The organism is Pseudooceanicola sp. NS-SX8 (assembly GCF_057380755.1).
On sequence record NZ_CM170819.1, the window covers coordinates 4,447,731 to 4,465,560 of the forward strand.

The 17,830-nt window shown below is 66.4% G+C and carries 20 protein-coding genes; 15 read left to right on the plus strand and 5 right to left on the minus strand.

Annotated elements, in window-relative coordinates; genetic code table 11:
• Nucleotide 1 precedes the first annotated feature (1 nt).
• Complete coding sequence (gene fabB, locus AC2IR1_RS20450; RefSeq protein ID WP_486473821.1) at nt 2–1,231, minus strand: beta-ketoacyl-ACP synthase I; 1,230 nt, start codon at nt 1,229–1,231, stop codon at nt 2–4.
• A gap of 40 nt (nt 1,232–1,271) precedes the next feature.
• A complete protein-coding gene (gene fabA / locus AC2IR1_RS20455) occupies nt 1,272–1,781 on the minus strand; it encodes a bifunctional 3-hydroxydecanoyl-ACP dehydratase/trans-2-decenoyl-ACP isomerase (RefSeq protein WP_486473822.1) in 510 nt (169 codons plus the stop codon).
• A gap of 174 nt (nt 1,782–1,955) precedes the next feature.
• On the opposite strand from fabA, the gene irrA reads away from it, so the two are divergent.
• The gene (gene irrA / locus AC2IR1_RS20460; RefSeq protein ID WP_486473823.1) at nt 1,956–2,375 is read left to right on the plus strand and encodes an iron response transcriptional regulator IrrA; all 420 of its coding nucleotides are present in this window, start codon (nt 1,956–1,958) and stop codon (nt 2,373–2,375) included.
• A 179-nt stretch (nt 2,376–2,554) separates the two neighbouring features.
• Here irrA and AC2IR1_RS20465 read toward each other — a convergent pair whose 3' ends face one another.
• Nucleotides 2,555–3,187, minus strand: coding sequence for a hypothetical protein (locus tag AC2IR1_RS20465; RefSeq protein WP_486473824.1), 633 nt, complete (start codon nt 3,185–3,187; stop codon nt 2,555–2,557).
• 154 nt (nt 3,188–3,341) lie between these two features.
• Nucleotides 3,342–3,770 carry an FKBP-type peptidyl-prolyl cis-trans isomerase gene (locus AC2IR1_RS20470; protein ID WP_486473825.1) on the minus strand — a complete coding sequence of 143 codons (429 nt, stop codon included), beginning with the start codon at nt 3,768–3,770 and terminating at the stop codon, nt 3,342–3,344.
• Between the two features lie 189 nt (nt 3,771–3,959).
• On the opposite strand from AC2IR1_RS20470, the gene AC2IR1_RS20475 reads away from it, so the two are divergent.
• The 13 genes from AC2IR1_RS20475 (at nt 3,960) to AC2IR1_RS20535 (ending at nt 16,080) form a co-directional block, all read left to right on the plus strand.
• The gene (locus tag AC2IR1_RS20475) at nt 3,960–4,643 is read left to right on the plus strand and encodes a haloacid dehalogenase type II (RefSeq protein WP_486473826.1); all 684 of its coding nucleotides are present in this window, start codon (nt 3,960–3,962) and stop codon (nt 4,641–4,643) included.
• Nucleotides 4,643–5,476 (plus strand): alpha/beta fold hydrolase, encoded by an 834-nt coding sequence (locus AC2IR1_RS20480; protein ID WP_486473827.1) that lies wholly within the window; start codon nt 4,643–4,645, stop codon nt 5,474–5,476. The genes AC2IR1_RS20475 and AC2IR1_RS20480 overlap by 1 nt, the downstream gene beginning before the upstream one ends.
• Nucleotides 5,473–6,441 (plus strand): threonine ammonia-lyase, encoded by a 969-nt coding sequence (locus AC2IR1_RS20485; RefSeq protein WP_486473828.1) that lies wholly within the window; start codon nt 5,473–5,475, stop codon nt 6,439–6,441. Before AC2IR1_RS20480 ends, AC2IR1_RS20485 begins: the two co-directional genes overlap by 4 nt.
• A gap of 227 nt (nt 6,442–6,668) precedes the next feature.
• Nucleotides 6,669–7,838, plus strand: a complete 1,170-nt coding sequence (gene pobA, locus AC2IR1_RS20490; RefSeq protein ID WP_486473829.1) for a 4-hydroxybenzoate 3-monooxygenase — start codon at nt 6,669–6,671, stop codon at nt 7,836–7,838.
• On the plus strand, nt 7,838–8,629 hold the full coding sequence (gene pcaD, locus AC2IR1_RS20495) for a 3-oxoadipate enol-lactonase (RefSeq protein WP_486473830.1): 792 nt from the start codon (nt 7,838–7,840) through the stop codon (nt 8,627–8,629). The genes pobA and pcaD overlap by 1 nt, the downstream gene beginning before the upstream one ends.
• Nucleotides 8,619–9,005, plus strand: a complete 387-nt coding sequence (gene pcaC / locus AC2IR1_RS20500) for a 4-carboxymuconolactone decarboxylase (protein WP_486473831.1) — start codon at nt 8,619–8,621, stop codon at nt 9,003–9,005. Before pcaD ends, pcaC begins: the two co-directional genes overlap by 11 nt.
• Entirely contained in the window at nt 9,002–9,730 is a 729-nt protein-coding gene (gene pcaH, locus AC2IR1_RS20505; RefSeq protein WP_486473832.1) for a protocatechuate 3,4-dioxygenase subunit beta, read from the plus strand. The genes pcaC and pcaH overlap by 4 nt, the downstream gene beginning before the upstream one ends.
• Nucleotides 9,731–9,734: 4 nt before the next feature.
• The gene (pcaG, locus tag AC2IR1_RS20510; RefSeq protein WP_486473833.1) at nt 9,735–10,334 is read left to right on the plus strand and encodes a protocatechuate 3,4-dioxygenase subunit alpha; all 600 of its coding nucleotides are present in this window, start codon (nt 9,735–9,737) and stop codon (nt 10,332–10,334) included.
• The gene (locus AC2IR1_RS20515; protein WP_486473834.1) at nt 10,334–11,041 is read left to right on the plus strand and encodes an alpha/beta fold hydrolase; all 708 of its coding nucleotides are present in this window, start codon (nt 10,334–10,336) and stop codon (nt 11,039–11,041) included. Before pcaG ends, AC2IR1_RS20515 begins: the two co-directional genes overlap by 1 nt.
• A complete protein-coding gene (locus AC2IR1_RS20520) occupies nt 11,041–12,369 on the plus strand; it encodes a lyase family protein (RefSeq protein WP_486473835.1) in 1,329 nt (442 codons plus the stop codon). The genes AC2IR1_RS20515 and AC2IR1_RS20520 overlap by 1 nt, the downstream gene beginning before the upstream one ends.
• Before the next feature lie 103 nt (nt 12,370–12,472).
• A complete protein-coding gene (locus tag AC2IR1_RS20525) occupies nt 12,473–13,681 on the plus strand; it encodes an MFS transporter (RefSeq protein WP_486473836.1) in 1,209 nt (402 codons plus the stop codon).
• 77 nt (nt 13,682–13,758) lie between these two features.
• Nucleotides 13,759–14,844 (plus strand): zinc-binding dehydrogenase, encoded by a 1,086-nt coding sequence (locus AC2IR1_RS20530; protein WP_486473837.1) that lies wholly within the window; start codon nt 13,759–13,761, stop codon nt 14,842–14,844.
• Nucleotides 14,845–14,856: 12 nt separating this feature from the next.
• Nucleotides 14,857–16,080 (plus strand): mandelate racemase/muconate lactonizing enzyme family protein, encoded by a 1,224-nt coding sequence (locus tag AC2IR1_RS20535; RefSeq protein ID WP_486473838.1) that lies wholly within the window; start codon nt 14,857–14,859, stop codon nt 16,078–16,080.
• Nucleotides 16,081–16,160: 80 nt separating this feature from the next.
• Here the strand turns inward: AC2IR1_RS20535 and AC2IR1_RS20540 are convergent, their stop codons facing one another.
• Entirely contained in the window at nt 16,161–17,144 is a 984-nt protein-coding gene (locus tag AC2IR1_RS20540; RefSeq protein WP_486473839.1) for an FUSC family protein, read from the minus strand.
• A gap of 274 nt (nt 17,145–17,418) precedes the next feature.
• Between AC2IR1_RS20540 and AC2IR1_RS20545 the strand changes: the two genes are divergently transcribed.
• The gene (locus AC2IR1_RS20545; RefSeq protein WP_486473840.1) at nt 17,419–17,763 is read left to right on the plus strand and encodes a BrnA antitoxin family protein; all 345 of its coding nucleotides are present in this window, start codon (nt 17,419–17,421) and stop codon (nt 17,761–17,763) included.
• Nucleotides 17,764–17,830: the final 67 nt, after the last annotated feature.

Consider the following 17,830-nt stretch of genomic DNA (forward strand, 5'->3'; position numbering starts at 1 on the left):
CTCAACCCGTGAAGCGCGACAGCAGCATCGAACCGTTCGTGCCGCCGAAACCGAAGGAATTCGTCATGACCGTATCGAGCCCCGCCTTTTCGATCAGGCTGCGCGCGATCTCTCCGGGGCGAATCGCCTCGTCGAGGGTCTGGATGTTGATCGAGGGGGTGATGAAATCCTTGGCCAGCATGATGAGGCAGAAGATCGCCTCCAGCGCGCCGGCCGCCCCCTGGGCATGGCCCGTCATCGACTTGGTGGAGCTGATCAGCGGGGTCATCCCCTCACCGAAGACGCGCCGCACCGCCTCGACCTCGCCCACGTCACCGACCGGGGTCGAGGTGCCGTGCGCGTTGATGTAGCCCACCTTGCGGCCTTCCGGCAGGGTCTGCAGCGCAAGGCGCATCGCCCGCTCGCCGCCCTCACCCGAGGGCGCGACCATGTCGTGACCGTCGGAGGTCGCGGCAAAGCCCGTTACCTCTGCATAGATCTTGGCACCACGCGCCTTGGCGTGCTCCAGGTCTTCCAGCACGACGATGCCGCCACCGCCGGAGATGACGAAGCCGTCACGATCCTTGTCGAAGGCCCGCGATGCCAGTTCCGGAGTGTCGTTGAACTTGGAGCTCATCGCCCCCATGGCATCGAAGAGGCACGACAGGGTCCAGTCCAGCTCTTCGCCGCCACCGGCGAACATGACGTCCTGCTTGCCCATCATGATCTGCTCTGCCGCGTTGCCGATGCAGTGCAGGGAGGTCGAGCAGGCGGAGGTGATCGAATAGTTGATCCCCTTGATCTTGAACGCCGTCGCCAGGTTGGCGGAGATGGTCGAGCTCATGCATTTCGGCACGGCGAACGGGCCGATGCGCTTGGTCGCGCCGGATTTCAGCACCGTCTGGTGCGCCGCAAACATGGCAGAGGTCGACGGGCCGCCCGAACCGGCCACCAGGCCGGTACGTTCGTTGACCACGTCGCTGTCTTCCAGGCCGGCATCCGCGATGGCCTGCTGCGTGGCGATGTGGGCGTAGGCAGCCCCCGCCCCCATGAACCGCAGCGCACGCTTGTCGACATGCTCAGACGGGTCGATCTTCAGCGTACCAGCGATCTGGCTGCGGAAGCCATGCTCCGCCATTTCCGGGCTTGCTTCGATACCGGACTTACCAGCTTTGAGCGAGGCTTCGACCTCTTCGGCGTTGTTGCCGATCGAGGAGACGATCCCCAATCCGGTGACCACGACTCGACGCATGGTGCCCTCCCTTCCCTAGTGGAGTAGTCGTTTCGATGGATCAGCTCTCGGAGAGAGCGACCTTCATGTCCTTGACCTGGTAGATGACTTCACCGTCGGCTTCGACAATGCCATCCGCAACGCCCATCGTCAGGCGCCGGGTCTGCACGGCCTTGGTGAAATCGATCTTGTAGGTCAGCATCTTGCGTTCCGGACGAACCATGCCCGTCAGCTTCACCTCGCCCACGCCAAGCGCGTAGCCCCGCCCGGTCCAGCCGCGCCAGCCCAGGTTGAAGCCCGTCAGCTGCCACAGGCCATCCAGGCCAAGGCAACCGGGCATGATGGGGTTGCCCGGGAAGTGGCATTCGAAGAACCAAAGGTCCGGCTTGATGTCGAACTCGGCAATCACGTGGCCCTTGCCGTGGGCACCACCATCAGCGGAGATATCCGTGATGCGGTCCATCATCAGCATGGGGGGTTCCGGCAGCTGGGCGTTACCGGGTCCGAAAAGTTCGCCTCTTGCGCACTTAAGAAGGTCTTCCCGGTCGAAACTGCTGGGATAATCAGCCATCCAGGCTCGCCCCTTTCCATCTCATCTAGTTGATCCTGACCCCTCTATCACCGGGCGCGTAAACCATGCAAGGCAATCGCCACACCGGTTGGCCGCGTCCTTTTGCCGGAGCGGTTGCGTACGGGGCCCCTTTTTTCCTATATTGTCAGGTGAACTTAAGGATACAAGAACGGCATGACCACAATGGCAACCGAACGCGGCGCGGAATGGCTGGCCAAGGCCGACCTGCGACCGACCCGGCAGCGACTAGGGCTTGCGTCCCTTCTCGTGGGTGACGGGCACGACCGGCACGTGACCGCCGAAAGTCTTTTTGCCGCCGCGAAGGAAAGCGGCCAGCCCGTGTCCCTGGCCACGGTCTACAACACGCTGCGCGCCTTCTGCGATGCGGGGCTGATGCGGGAAATCACCGTCGATGGCTCCCGCAGCTACTTCGACACCAACATGCACGATCACCCGCACTTCTTCTGGGAAGAAGACGGATCTCTCAGCGATGCGCCCTCCGAAGACCTGCAGATCGCCCGGCTGCCGAACGCGCCCGCCGGGGCCGAAATCTCCAAGGTCGATGTGGTGATCCGCCTGCGCAAGAAATCCTGATCCGCGGATTTCGCCCCCCCGAAAGAAGACGCGCCCTTGGGACGCGGCTTTTTCCTTGCCTGTCGTTTCCCCGCCAGTCGATTCCGTTCCTGCCGATCCTTCGCCAGTCGGTCTCTCGCCAGCCACTTCCTCGCATGGTGCGCCTGGATCCTCCGTTCAGCCCAGGGCCCTGCGGCTGACTATTCCGACCCGTCCTTCCCGCATCGCTCGCAGGACACCCCTTCGCAGCCGAGGGCCTTCAGCCGTGCGCGCGATGCCTCCCACTCCTCGCGGAAGTTTTCGCCGTCTCCGTAAGGGGCAAAGCTGTCGTAGTGACCGTGGACACCGCGAGCCTTCAGGGCATGCTTGATCGGGCACCAGAAGGCCTCGGTCCGGCCCGCTACCTCCCTCACGTAGGCGATCAGGCCGTTGCAGTAGCCGCAGTAGACGCAGTTCAGCTTCTGGATCCAGTTGAGGTAGGCCAGCAGGTGCCTGTCGATGCGAATGTAGTCGCGCCGCCGGACCCTGGGGATGCCGTAGACCGGAAAACAGATGGCCTGGTAGACGGAAACGAACAGGTCCAGCAGGGCAAAGGGAATGATCAGGGAATAGATGACCGGCGCGGTCAGCGTGTGGCGCAGCGGGCTGGAGATCAGGAAGCTGGGAATGCCCTGGCGCAAAGCCAGGTGGGACCGTCGCACCCCTTCTTCCCAGACCACGCGACCGTTCTCGATCCGATGCCGCAAGCGCTCACGCCGGGCCTCGACCTCTTCCTCCAGCTGATCCTGAAGGGCGGCAATACGTTCCCTGAGTTCGTCGATCCTGTCGGCCATGGCCTGTCTCCGTGCGTTCGCTTGCGCATGGATCTGACCACGGGGGTCGCCGGACGGAAAGCCCCGGCGGAAAAATTCGGCCCCCTCCGCCGCCACGGGCGGAGGATCGCCGTCCGGCGCCCGGGCCTGGGGCCCGGCGCGCCGCAAGGGTCGATCAGAGGATCTCGACCATCTCCACGTCGAAGACCAGGTCCTTGCCGGCCAGCATGTGGTTCGCGTCCAGGGTGACGCTTTCCTCGGTGATCTCGACCACGGTCACCGGGATCGCCTGGCCCTGCGGCGTCTGCATCTGCAGCTGCAGGCCCATTTCCAGCGGGATGGTGTCGGGGATCGCATCACGCGGGACCTGCTGCATCGCATCGGGGTTGCGCGCGCCATAGGCCTCGTCGAAGGGGATTTCGACCTTCTGCTTGTCACCCACGGCCATGCCGGGGATCGCCTTGTCCAGGCCCGGGATGATCTGGCCGGAGCCAACGGTGAATTCCAGCGGCTCGCGGCCGGCAGAGCTGTCGAAGGTGGTGCCGTCGGTGAGGGTACCAGTGTAATGGATACGGACGGTGTCGCCCGCTTTTGCAGTGCTCATGGCATGTCCAATCTGTTCGGGGTGGGTTTGGAGGGCCGGGTCCTGCCCGGGTGCCTGCTCTCTCCCGCAGCCTAACGCAGGCAGCCGGGGATCGCAAACCGGCCTTCCAAGCCCCGATTTCGCGTGGCAGGTTGCCTGCAGGGCGCAGGAGGAGCGCCCGAGGAACGCACCCCAGCGGAGGAGCCCCGAATGCCCGTCACCACCTGTATCTTCGATGCCTACGGAACGCTTTTCGATGTCAGCGCCGCCGCCCGGCGCGCGGCCGGGGCACCGGGCCGGGCAGCGCTTGCCGCCTGCTGGGAAAGGCTCTCCGCCAACTGGCGGCAGAAGCAGCTGGAATATTCGTGGCAACGCGCAGTCCGTGGGCGCCATTGCGATTTCTGGCAGGTGACCCAGGATGGCCTGGACTGGGCGATGGAGGCGGAGGGGCTGACCGATGCGACCCTGCGCGAGGATCTCCTGGCGCTCTACTGGGAACTGTCGGCCTACCGGGAGGTGCCCCGCATGCTGTCACTGCTGAAGGCACGCGGGCTGGCAACGGGGATCCTGTCCAACGGGTCCCCCGACATGCTGGAGGGGGCCGTCGCCTCCGCCGGGCTGGAGAGCCTGCTGGACGCAGTCCTATCTGTCGAAAGCATCGGCATCTTCAAACCGGCGCGGGCAGTCTATGACCTTGTCGGGCAGCGGTTCGGCTGCAGGCCGGAGCAGGTGCTTTTCGTCTCTTCCAACGGTTGGGATGCCTCGGCCGCCGCCGACTACGGCTTCACCACCGCATGGGTCAATCGTGCGGAGCTGCCGCAGGATCGCCTGCCCGGCACCCCCGCCTTCACCCTGTCCGACCTGTCCGGGATACCCGAGCTGGAGCTTTTCTGATGCCCTATTTCACGGCCCCCGATGGCGCACATCTCTACTACGAGGAGGCGGGCAGCGGCCTGCCCCTGCTCTGCCTGTCGGGCCTGACGCGCAACGCGCGCGATTTCGACTTCGTGGCCCCCCACCTTACTGGCGTGCGGATGATCCGGATGGACTATCGCGGTCGCGCCAGATCGGACAGGACAGGCGCCGACACCTACACCATCCCGACCGAAGCAGCCGACGCGCTCGCCCTGCTGGATCACCTGGACCTGGACCGCGCCGCCATCTTGGGCACCTCGCGCGGGGGATTGATCGCCATGGTCCTGGCGGCCACGGCGCCGGACCGGCTGCTTGGGGCGGCGCTGAACGACGTCGGGCCGGAACTGTCCCCGGAAGGGATCGGGGCAATCGCGGGCTACCTGGGAAGGAACCCGCCCTTTGCCACGCTGGACGAGGCCGCCACCGCCCGCCTGGCAGACCCGGCCTTTCCCGGGGTACCGCAATCGCGCTGGCGCCAGATGATCGGCGGCAATACGCGGGAAACACCCGACGGCCTCGTCATCGACTACGATCCGGAGCTGCGCGCCGCCGTCTTCGATCAGCCACCGCCGGACCCGGCGCCTGATCTCTGGCCGCTCTTTGATGCGCTCGTCGCGAAACCGACCGCGCTAATCCACGGGATCAACTCCGATCTGCTCAGCGAAACGACAGTGGAAGCGATGCAGGCCCGGGCAAGGGCCCGGGGGACCGACCTGATCCTTGCGCAGGTGCCGGACCGGGGTCATACCCCTTTCCTTGACGAGCCACAGGCGCTCGCCGCCCTGGAAACCTGGCTGGAAGCACTGCAATGAACATCGAGATGATTGAAGCTGCCGCAGGGCGGCTCGAAGGCCACGCCCGGCGCACGCCACTGCTGTCCTCTCCCTTCCTGGACGAAATCGCCGGCCGCCGCGTGCTGGTGAAACCCGAATGCCTGCAACATACGGGCAGCTTCAAGTTTCGTGGCGCCTGGTCCGCGATCTCAGCACTGGATCCGTCCCTGCGATCCCGCGGGGTCATCGCGTTTTCGTCCGGCAACCATGCCCAGGGTGTCGCACTGGCCGCCAAGCTGCACGACATTCCCGCCGTGATCGTCATGCCCGCGGACGCCCCCGCCCTGAAACTGGCCAATACCCGCGCCTACGGGGCAGAGGTCGTCACCTATGACCGCGCGACAGAGGACCGCGACGAAATCGGCGCCCGACTGTCCGAGGAACGCGGCCTGACCCTGATCCGGCCCTTCGACGAACCCCTCGTGATCGCCGGGCAGGGCACCGCCGGGCTGGAGATCGCAGAGGACGCCGCCGCCATGGGGATCGACCGGGCAGAGGTTCTGGTGTGCTGTGGCGGTGGCGGGCTGACCTCCGGCGTGGCACTGGCCTGCGCCGACCGCGCGCCCGGCCTGCGTGTGCGCCCCGTCGAACCGGAAGGCTTCGACGATGTGAAGCGCTCCCTCGAAAGCGGAACCATTCAGCGCAACCCTGCCCTGTCGGGCAACATCTGCGACGCGATCATCACCCCGCAGCCGGGCGACCTGACCTTCCCGATCCTCAAGCGGCATTGCGGGCCCGGCCTGACCGTCTCCGAAGACGAGGCCCTGAAGGCGGTGGCGCAAGCCTTCCTGCGGCTGAAGATCGTTGCCGAACCCGGCGGTGCCGTGGCGCTTGCCGCCGCGCTCTTCCGCCCGGAATCACTGGAAGGGGACACGGTCATCGCGATGGTGTCGGGCGGCAACATCGACCCCGCGATGTTCACCCGCGCTCTCTCAACCTTGTGAGATAGGGGCACCCCGCGCCTTTCACGCCCCCTGCGCCCACGCGGTGCAGGGGGCTTTTTTGTCAGTAAAATCTGCATGTCCCGCGCAAGAAAATCTGTTCCCGCCCGTCCGGTCCCAGCCAGGCTCCCCTCCCGCAGGCCCGATACGGCGAAATTTGTTTGAACGATTTTAATTGACGCAGACAATCATATTTGCCACTCATCTTCTTGCGAACGGGAGGAAGACAATTGAAAACACAAGTTGCCATCATTGGCGGCGGCCCCTCCGGGCTGCTCTTGTCCCAACTGCTGCACACCGTTGGAATCGACTCCGTCGTGCTGGAGCGGAAGACCAAGGACTACGTTCTGGGTCGCATCCGCGCCGGCGTGCTTGAACAGGGGTTCGTGAACCTGATGCGCAAGGCCGGCGTTTCCGAACGCATGGATGCGGAGGGTTTCGTGCATGACGGAACCGTCCTGTCGATCGGCGAGGAAGTGATCGAGATCGACTTCAAGGCGCTGACCGGCACCCCGGTGGTGATCTATGGCCAGACCGAGGTGACCCGCGATCTCTACGAGGCGCGGGAGAAGGCCGGCGGAAAGATCGAATACGAGGTCGAGGACGTCGTGATCCACGATGCCAAGACCGACGCCCCCTACCTGACCTACACCGTGCACGGCGAGGAACGCCGCATCGACTGCGACTATGTTGCGGGCTGCGATGGCTTCCACGGTGTCAGCCGGCAGACCATCCCCGCAGAGATCCGCAAGGAGTACGAGAAGGTCTATCCCTTCGGCTGGCTCGGCATCCTGTCGGAAACCCCGCCGGTGCACGAGGAACTGATCTATTCCAGCTCCACCAACGGATTCGCGCTGTGCTCCATGCGCAATGCCAATCTGTCCCGCTACTACGTCCAGGTGCCACTGACCGAGAAGGTGGAGGACTGGCCGGATGACAGGTTCTGGGAGGAGCTCAAATCCCGGATCCCCGCCGATGTCGCGGCCCGGCTGGTGACCGGCCCCTCAATCGAGAAGAGCATCGCCCCGCTGCGCTCCTTCGTCACCGAACCGATGAGCTGGGGCCGGCTGTTCCTGTGCGGAGACGCCGCCCATATCGTGCCCCCCACCGGCGCCAAGGGGCTCAACACCGCTGCCTCCGACATCCATTACCTCTTCGAGGGGCTGAAGGCGCATTACCTCGACGGGACGGACGAGGGGCTGGAAAGCTACTCCGAAAAGGCCCTGCTGCGCGTCTGGAAGGCCGAACGTTTCTCCTGGTGGATGACCATGCTGCTGCACCGCTTCCCGCAACAGCCCGAATTCGACATCAAGATGCAGAAGGCAGAGCTTGCCTTCCTGCGCGACAACGCCGCGGCCCAACAGGTCATGGCACAGAATTACGTGGGACTGCCCTACTGATGAAAATCGCCGAGCTCGACCGACTGAAGATCCATTACACCGACGAGGGTGACCCGAACGGCGCGCCCATCGTCTTTGCCAACTCCCTGGGCACCGATCTGCGGCTCTGGGACAAGCTGGTGCCGCTGCTGCCCGCAGGGCTGCGCATCATCCGCTACGACAAGCGCGGCCACGGCCTGACCGAAGCCACAGAGGCACCCTATTCCATGGGCACCCTGATTTCCGACGTCGAGGCACTGCTGGATCACCTGGGCGTCAAGGATGCGCTCTTTGTCGGCCTGTCCATCGGCGGCATGATCGGCCAGGGCCTGGCGGTGAAGCGGATGGACCTGGTGCGCGCGCTGGTCATCTCCAACTCTGCCGCCAAGATGGGCACCGCCGACATGTGGAACACCCGCATCGCCAAGTGCCGCGAAGAGGGCGTCGGCGCCATCGCCGAAGTCACCATGGAACGCTGGTTCGGCAAGAAATTCCGCGCCACGCCCGAGCTGATGGCCTGGCAGAACATGCTGAGCCGACAGGACCTCGAAGGCTACACCGGTTGCTGCGCAGCCATTGCCGGCACCGATTTCTACACGCCGACCTCTGGCCTGCGCCTGCCCTGCCTGGGCATCGCGGGCACCGAAGACGGCTCCTCCCCGCCCGACCTGGTGCGCGAAACGGTCGACCTGGTCCCCGGTTCCCGGCTGGAGTTGATCCGCGGTGCCGGCCACCTGCCCTGCGTCGAGGACCCGGAAGCCTACGCCAAGATTCTCAACGATTTCATCAAGGAGACCGGACATGTCCAATGACCGTTTCGACAAGGGTATGGAAGTGCGCCGTTCGGTGCTGGGCGACGCCCACGTGGACCGCGCCGAGGCCAACAAGACCGAATTCGACCTGCCCTTCCAGAGCCTGATCACCGAAGGCGCCTGGGGCACGGTCTGGGCCAGCGACGGCATCAGCAAGCGGGAGCGGTCCATGCTGACCCTCGCCCTGCTGGCCGCCTGCGGCAACTTCGAGGAAATTCCGATGCACATCCGGGCCACCGCCCGGACCGGCGCATCGAAACAGGATGTGCTGGAAGCGTTCCAGCATGTTGCGATCTACGCGGGCGTGCCCAAGGCAAACCACGCGCTCAAGCTCGCGAAAGCCACCTACGCTGAAATGGAGGAGCAAGACAAATGACCGATCTCGGCCCGCTGATCCCGCGAAACCGCGAGATCCACCCCGAGCCCTACGACCCGGGCTACAAGACGAGCGTCGCACGTTCGCCCTACCTGCCGCTGCTGTCGCTGGAAAGCGGCCCGTCCGAAGAGACCGGCCCGACCTTTGGCCACAACAAGTTCGGCGCGCTGGACAACAACCTGATCCTGAACTGGACCAAGGGTGCCGCCCCGGCCGTCGGCGAACGCATCCTGATGCACGGCCGCGTCCTGGACGAGAACAACCGTCCCGTGCCGCACACCCTGGTCGAAATCTGGCAGGCCAACGCGGGCGGTCGCTACCGGCACAAGAAGGACACCTACTTCGCGCCGCTCGACCCTAACTTCGGCGGCTGCGGCCGGACCCTGACCGACGAGAACGGCTTTTACGAGTTCCTGACCATCCGCCCCGGCGCCTACCCCTGGCCCAACCGCGGCAATGACTGGCGCCCGATGCACATCCACATCTCGGTCTACGGCCACAGCTTCGGCCAGCGCCTGATCACCCAGATGTACTTCGAAGGCGACCCGCTGATCGATCACTGCCCGATCGCGGCCACCATCAAGAACCGCAGCCAGCTCGACCGCCTGGTCGCGCCGCTCGACTTCTCGAAATCGCGTCCGCTCGATTTCCTCGCCTACAAGTTCGACATCGTGCTGCGCGGCCGTCGCCAGACCATGTTCGAAAACAAGCTGGAAGGGATGTAATCCAATGGTCCAGAAACTCGACATTCTTCAGGAATCCCCGTCCCAGACGGCGGGCCCCTACGTGCACATCGGCCTGATGCCCACCTACGCGGGCAACGGCGGCTACTACGAAGAAGAAATCGGCACCGCCCCGATCCAGGACGGCTGCGAAGGTGAGATCATCGAGATCACCGGCGAAGTCTTCGACGGTACCGGCTGGGCGATGCGCGACGCGCTGATCGAAAGCTGGCAGCCCGACGCCAAGGGGATCTTCCCCGGCCAGGACGGTGCGGACCCCAAGGTCTCCGGCCACTGCCGTTTCGCGGCGGATGCCGAGTCCGGCGAATTCACCCTGCGCACGGTCAAGCCGGGCAAGGTGAAGGGCCGTGGCGGCGTGGAAAGCGCCCCGCACATCTCCCTCTGGGTGGTGGCGCGCGGCATCAACATCGGCCTGCAGACCCGCATCTACTTCGAGGATGAGGACAACAGCGCCGACCCGCTGCTCAACCGGATCGAACAGCGTCAGCGCGTCGAGACGCTGATCGCCAAGAAGACCGGCGAGGGCAAGTACCGCTTCGACATCCGCCTGCAGGGCCAGGGCGAAACGGTCTTCCTCGACATCTGATGACCAGCTTCGTTCTGGTACACGGCGCCTGCCATACCGGCTGGTGCTGGAACATGGTGATCCCCGGGCTGATGGCCCGGGGACATCGCGTTTATGCCCCCGACCTTCCCGGACGCAGCGGCGATCCGCGCCCGATGGCCGACCTGACGCTCGACGACTACGCACGGCACATCCTGGACGGGACCGAGGAGCCTTCGATCCTGGTGGGCCATTCCGCCGGCGGCTTCGCCATTTCCGCCGCGGCGGAGATGGACCCGGCGAAGGTCAGCCGCCTCGTCTATCTCTGTGCCTTCCTGCCGCAGCCCGGGCTTTCCCTGAACGATGTCGCGACCCGGCTGCCGGAACCGCCGCTGAAGGGCATCGCCCGGAGGCAGGGGGACGGCTACGCGCTGATCGACGGCGCAAACGACGACGCGCTTTACAGGGGCATGCCCGATGACCTGCGCCGCGAGGCGCGTACGCACCTGTGCATCGAGCCGATGCCCCCCCATTCCGAGCAGATCCGCCTGGGTCCGAACTGGCAGGACTGCCCGAAATCCTATATCCGGTGCACCGAAGATCTGGCGATTTCCCCGACCGCCCAGGCCGAAATGGCCCGGGCCTGCGACCCGAAGGACCGATACGACATGCCTGCCGGCCACTCCCCGTTCTTTACCCACCCCGAGGCGCTTACAGCCCTGCTCCACCAGATCGCGGAGGGCGTGTGATGGCCGGTTCCGTGCATGATGGGATGATCTATTCCAAGCTCTTCAACGCAGGCGATGCCGGGCGGCTGTTCACCGACAGCGCCGAGGTCCGCTCGATGCTGATCGTCGAGGGCGCCATGGCCAAGGCGCAGGGGCAACTGGGCATGATCCCGGAAATCTCCGCCGCCTTCATCCACCGCGCCTCGCTGGAAATCAGCATCGACCCGGGCGCGCTGCAGGCCGGTGCAGGCAAGAACGGCGTTGCCGTGCCGTCGCTGGTGGCCGAGTTCCGCAAGGAGATGCAGGCCCCCGAGCATGCGCAATACGTCCACTGGGGGGCCACCTCGCAGGACATCGCCGACACGGGCCAGATGCTGCGCCTGCGGCAGTTGTTGACGCTTTGCGAGGATGGGTTGAAAGACCTGCTGGCAGCCTTGGCGAAGCTGGCTTCGGACCATGCCGCCCTGCCGATGGCAGGCCGCACCTATGGCCAGTTCGCCACCCCCGTCAGCTTCGGCAGCCATGTCTCCGCCTGGGGCTGGCCGCTGCTGGACCTGCTGAAGGAACTGCCCGCGCTGCGCGACTGCTCGCTCTGGGTCTCTCTCTCCGGCGCTGCCGGCACGGGGGCGGAGTTCGGCGGCAAGGGTCTGGAACTGCGGGCGAAACTGGCCGAAGGGCTGGGGCTGGGCGATCCGGGCCGCAGCTGGCACGCCGATCGCGGGCCGGTTCTGCGCATCGCCTCCTGGCTGGCGCGGATGGCGCAGGTGCTGGGCAAGATGGGCGACGACCTGATCCTGATGGCGCAAAGCTCCGCTTCCGAGGTGAAGCTCTCGGCCTCCGGCGGGTCCTCCACCATGCCGCAGAAGCAGAACCCGGTGCAGCCCTCGGTCCTGCTGGCCTGCGCGCGTCAGGTGCTGGGCCTGAAGGCGATCCTGGACGGCGCGGGCATGCCCCGTCAGGAGCGTGACGGCGCGGCCTGGTTCACCGAATGGCTGACCCTGCCGCAGCTGTGCCTTTCGGCCGCTGCCGCGCTGGAAACCGCCCGAGCCATGGTCCCCGGCCTGACCCCCAAGGCAGAGGAGATGCACGCCGTCTTCACCGACGCCCTGGGCCTGCTGCATGCGGAGGCCCTGTCCTTCCGTCTGGCCGGGCTGATGCCCCGCCCCGAGGCACAGGCCAAGGTCAAGGAGCTGGCGCAGCAGGTGCTGGCCACCGGCCGTCCCCTGGGCGATCTGGCCCGCGAGGCCCTACCCGACCTGGACCTTTCCGGCCTCTTCTCCCCCGAGGAGCAGATGGGCGACGCCCCTGCCAACGCCCGCGCCTTCGCGGCAGCCGTAGCCGCCCTGTGATGCGACACGGCGACCAGATTGGTCGCAAACGTCATTGACCCTGCGCATGCGCCCTGACTAGCTGGGCGCATGCGCCGCCTCGGGCGCCAGCGATGGAGCCCCGATGTCACGCCCCTCCCTTGCCGGATTTGTCATCCTCGCCACCGTGGTGATAGAGGCCATGGGGATCGGCATCATCTTCCCCGTCATGCCCGGCCTGCTGAAAGAGGTCATGGGCGCCAGCCTGTCGGAGGCCGCCCTGTGGGGCGGGCTGCTGGTGGCGGGATTCGCCGCGATGCAGTTCCTGTGCGGCCCTCTCATCGGCACCCTGTCGGACAGCTACGGGCGGCGCGTGGTCGTTCTGGTCTCCCTTGGCGTCATGATGCTCGACTACGTGATCATGGCCTTGGCGCAAAGTTTCTGGTTGCTCATGATCGGCCGGCTGATTGCCGGGATCACGGCGGCGGTCATGGCGACCGCGCTGGCCTACATGGCCGATATTTCAAAGGGATCCGAGAAAGCGCGCAACTTCGGTCTTGTGCAGGCGGGCTTTGGCATGGGCTTTGTGCTGGGCCCCGCCATCGGCGGGCTGGTGGCCGAACTGGGCACCAGGGCCCCTTTCTGGACGGCAGCCGCGCTATGCCTGGCGAACTTTGCCCTGGCGCTTTTCGTCCTGCCCGAAAGCCTGCCGCCGGAACGCCGCCGCCGGTTCGCGCTGCGACGGGCCAACCCCCTGTCGGCCCTGGCCGCCGCCGCGCGCCTGCCCGGGCTGCGGCCACTGATGGCCGTCTACCTGCTCTACCTCGTGGCCATGCACTCCTACGGTGTGGTCTGGCCCTACTTCGGCGAGGCGCGCTTCGGCTGGGATGCGGCGCTGGTGGGCCTCTCTCTGTCGATCTACGGCATCGCCCTGGTGCTGGTGCAGGCGGTCTGCTTCGGCCCGATCCACCGCCGCTTCGGCGCGCGCGCGACGGTGCTGGGCGGGCTCGGCATCAACGTCTTCTTCTTCAGCTGGCTGACCGGCATCCGCAGCGGCACCCTGACCCTGATCCTGACCCCCGTCACCGCCTTCGGAGAACTGCCCCAGCCCGCCCTTGCCGCCATGGCCAGTGATGCCGCCCCGGAAGACGCCCAGGGGGAGCTGCAGGGCGTGCTGGCGTCTTTGCAGGCGGTGGCGATGATCATCACGCCACTGGTCATGACCGGCATCTTCCGCGTCTTCACCAGCGAAACCGCCCCGATCACCCTGCCCGGCGCCCCCTTTGGTGCGGCTGCCCTGCTGACCATGCTGACCATCGGCATCTTCGCCCTGGCGGTGCCGAAGCGCCAGTAATTCCGAATTGAGGAAATTTATTTCGCAAATCTCAATGAAGCCTTAACACTGTGCCCGGATCACCCGAGGAGGACGACATGCAGACGATCAAGGCGGCCCTGTGCCGGGACTTCAACGCACCGATGACCATCGAGGAGGTACAGCTGCGCGCGCCCGCCATGGGCGAGGTCGAGGTGGAGCTGGAGGCGGTGGCGATCTGCCATTCCGACATCTCCTTCTGGCAGGGCGGCTTCGGCGGGCACCTTCCGGCGGTCTTCGGGCACGAGGCGGCAGGCAAGGTCACGGCGGTCGGCACGGGCGTGCAGGGCGTGAGCCCGGGCGACAGCGTCTGCGTCACGCTGATCCGGTCCTGCGGGCATTGCGACTGTTGCGGATCGGGGCAGCCGACGATCTGCGAAACCCCCTTCGACGCCGTGGCACAGAGCCCGCTGAGCCTGGCCGACGGCAGCCCGGTGATGCAGGCCATGGCCTCCGGCGCCTTCGCGGAGAAGGTCGTGGTGGACCAGAGCCAGGTCTGCGTCATCCCCGAAGACGTGCCGATGGACGCGGCCTCGCTGATCTCCTGCGGGGTGATCACCGGCGTGGGCGCCGCCGTCTATGCCAGCGGCATCCGCGCGGGCGACGACGTGGTGGTGATCGGCGCGGGCGGGGTCGGGCTGAACGCGATCCAGGGCGCGCGGATCGCCGGGGCGCGCCGCATCGTCGCCGTCGATCTGGTAGAGGAAAAACTGAGCGCAGCGAAGGAGTTCGGGGCCACCGACACCGTCAGCGCAGAGGGCAAGCCCTGGGCCGAGGTGAAGAAGATCCTGGGCCGGGGCGCCGATGCGGTGATGGTCACCGTGGGCGTGGCCCCGGTCTACGACATGGCGCCTCGCTACCTTGCGCGAGGCGGGCGGATCGTCATGGTGGGGATGCCGCACCTCGATGCCGTTTCGACCTATTCGCCGATCATCATGGCCGACGCGGGCCAGGGCATCGTCGGGTCCAAGATGGGCAACGTGGTGATCAAGCGCGACATCCCCTGGATGGTCGACATGTACAAGCAGGGACGGCTGAAGCTGGATGAGCTGATCTCGGGCCGCTGGACCCTGGATCAGATCAACGAAGCCGTGGCCGACACGCTGAAGGGGACCGCCCGGCGCAATGTGATCATGCTGAAGTAAGGAGCTGTTTTCGTGAAGCTTTCCGACCTGGATATCATCGTCACCGCCCCGCCTGCCCCCGGCTGGGGCGGGCGCTACTGGATCCTGGTGAAGCTGACGACGGCCTGCGGGATCACCGGCTGGGGAGAGGTCTATGCCGCCTCGGTCGGGCCCGACGCGATGACGGCGGTGATCCGGGACGTCTTTGCCCGCCACATGGAGGGGGAAACCCCGGAGGCCATGGAGCTGATGTTCCGCCGGGCCTATTCGGCGGGCTTCACGCAGCGGCCGGACCTGACCGTGATGGGCGCCTTTTCCGGGTTGGAGATCGCCTGCTGGGACATCCTGGGCAAGGCGCGGGAGCGGCCGGTGCATGCGCTTCTGGGGGGGCGGCTGAACGAGCGGATCCGCTGCTATTCCTACCTCTACCCCCTGCCCCACCACGACATCCGCGCCTTCTGGACCAGCCCGGACATGGCGGCCGAAAGCGCGCGGGATCTTCTGGCGCGGGGCTACACGGCGGTGAAGTTCGATCCGGCGGGGCCCTATACGATCCGTGGCGGGCACATGCCGGCGCTGTCGGATCTGTCATTGTCTTCAGCCACTTGCGCCGCCGTGCGAGAGGCCGTGGGCGATCACACGGACCTGCTTTTCGGCACCCATGGGCAGTTCACCGGGGCCGGCGCCCTGCGGATGGCCAGGGCGATCGCCCGCTACGATCCGCTGTGGTTCGAGGAACCCGTGCCCCCCGATGACCTGCCCGGCCTGGGGCAGGTCTGCCGCGCCTCGGGCCTGCCGATGGCCGTGGGTGAGCGGTTGACCACCCTGGCCGAGTTCCGCGCCGCGCTGCAGGCGGGGGCGGCGATCCTGCAACCGGCTCTTGGCCGGTCCGGCGGGATCTGGGAGACCCGCAAGATCGCCGTGCTGGCCCAGGCCTTCGGCGCGCAACTGGCGCCGCATCTTTATGCCGGTCCCGTCGAATGGGCGGCGAACCTGCAGCTGGCCGCGACGATCCCCAACCTGCTGATGGCCGAAACCATCGAGACCCCGTTCCACGATGCGCTGATCCGCAGCACGATCCGGGTCGAGGATGGCCACGTGCAGCTGTCCGACACGCCCGGCCTCGGCATCGAGGTGGACGAGGACCTGGCGCGGGCGCATCCCTTTGAGGGGGCGGAATTGCATCTGGAGATGCAGGAAGCGCCCTGTCGGTACGATTCCGTCAATGCCTTCCAGGGCGGCGCGCCGCGCAAGTAGGATCGCGCGGCGGGGTTAAGCGAAGCCTGCCGGGGCGCGCGGGCCTGCGTGATTCGCGCGGGCTGCGCCGTCAGGGCACCTCAGGCCGTGGCGGCGGGCAGCATGCGGCGGTGGACCTGCGCCACCAGGATCGTGCCCGCGACCAGGGCCGCGCCGCCCAGGGCCTCCTGCTGGAGGCCGTGGCCGATCGTGCCGATCTCTGCCGTGAGCAGGAAGCACATGTTGCTGTCCAGCCCGAAGGGCGCCGTTTTCGGGTTCGCGCGCAGGATCGCCCCCGCCCCGATGAAGCACAGCCCCAGCAGGTAGAGGCCGAGGTCGGGCAGGCCCAGCCAGGCGCCCAGCAGGCGGTAGGCCAGCGCCGCGACCACGCCGATGGCGGCCGCCGGCGGCAGGTAGCGGATCACCGGGCGCGGGTCGGGCATGGACCCCATGATGGAGGAGAAGACCGTCAGCGCCAGCGCCCCCGCGACAACCCAGAACTGCCCGATCAGCATGAGCGCCGCCAGCCCCGCGCCGGAGATCACCCCGGCCAGGGCGCCGTGGCGCAGCCCGCGTGCAACCCCATGATCTTGCCTCAGTTTATGCGCCTCTTCCCGGGGCGGCGTGGACAGGAAGGTCACCACGGTGACCGAGATCACGCCGATCAGCGTGCACCAGACCCGGCCAAGCGCCAGGTGCCAGGGATCCATCGGCGTGGCCAGCGCGGGCAGGATCACCACGCCCAGGGTGATCGCCGCCATCAGCGCCCCGTAGGAGTAGATGGTGCCGATCCAATAGGCCAGGAAGGTGCCCGCCCCCACCCCCAGGACATAGAGCAGGACCAGCGCCACGGGGTTGTGCACATGGGCCAGGATCAGCAGGCCGATCGCCGCGCCCACCACCGTGCCCAGCACCCGCAGCACGCCCCGGATCAGCAGGTCTTCGCGCCAGGCCTGGTTCACCACCCAGACGGGCATGGCCGCCCAGAACGGGTTCGTCACCCCAAGCGCCCAGGCGGCACCAAGGGCGACGGAGGCCGCCAGGAAGAGCTGGAATGCCCGGAAGTGCCAGGTCTGAAAGGTCATGCGCGGGGTCCCTCGTGGATGATTATCAACGTCAACCATATGCCCCTTTCATGCATACATGAAAAGTGCGTTGCTGCACAGGACGCCCCCCGCTGAACGCCAGTGTACGGACCCGTGGTATTTTGCCCAAGTGCCTGAAAAGGCCCAATCAAAACGTCGGTATTACGTCGGTATCGCGGCGGTATTGCAGGGGTGCGCACGGCGGTATGCGAAATTCGCAGGAATTGCGGCGGATACTGCCCGGACCGAGAGGCGTGGCAGGCAGGAGGCAGAGATGGCGCGGAAGGTGATGACCAAGACGGAGCGGCTGGCCCGGGAACGGCTGTATCGCTACGCTTGGGAGATGAACCAGGATCTGCTGGATTTCGACATGCTGCGGGAGGAGGTGCCGGATGCCTGGCACACGCTGGAGGCAGATGTCGACGTGCGGGAGAAGAAGGAGAAGGTGACGCTCTACCTCGATGCCAGCGTGGCGCGGTTCTACCGGGCGATGGGGCTTGGCTACCACGCGCGGATCAACCGCCTGCTGGCCACCTGGGCGCAGATGAAGATCGGCGGCGTGCTGGAGATGGATCAGAAGATGCGCGAGGCGCTGCGCCCGGTCGCATCGGAGGAGTGAGCCCGGGGGCCTGCGGCGCGCAGGCCAGGCAGGCATCCGAATTGATCCGCTGGGCTGGGTCAGCTGC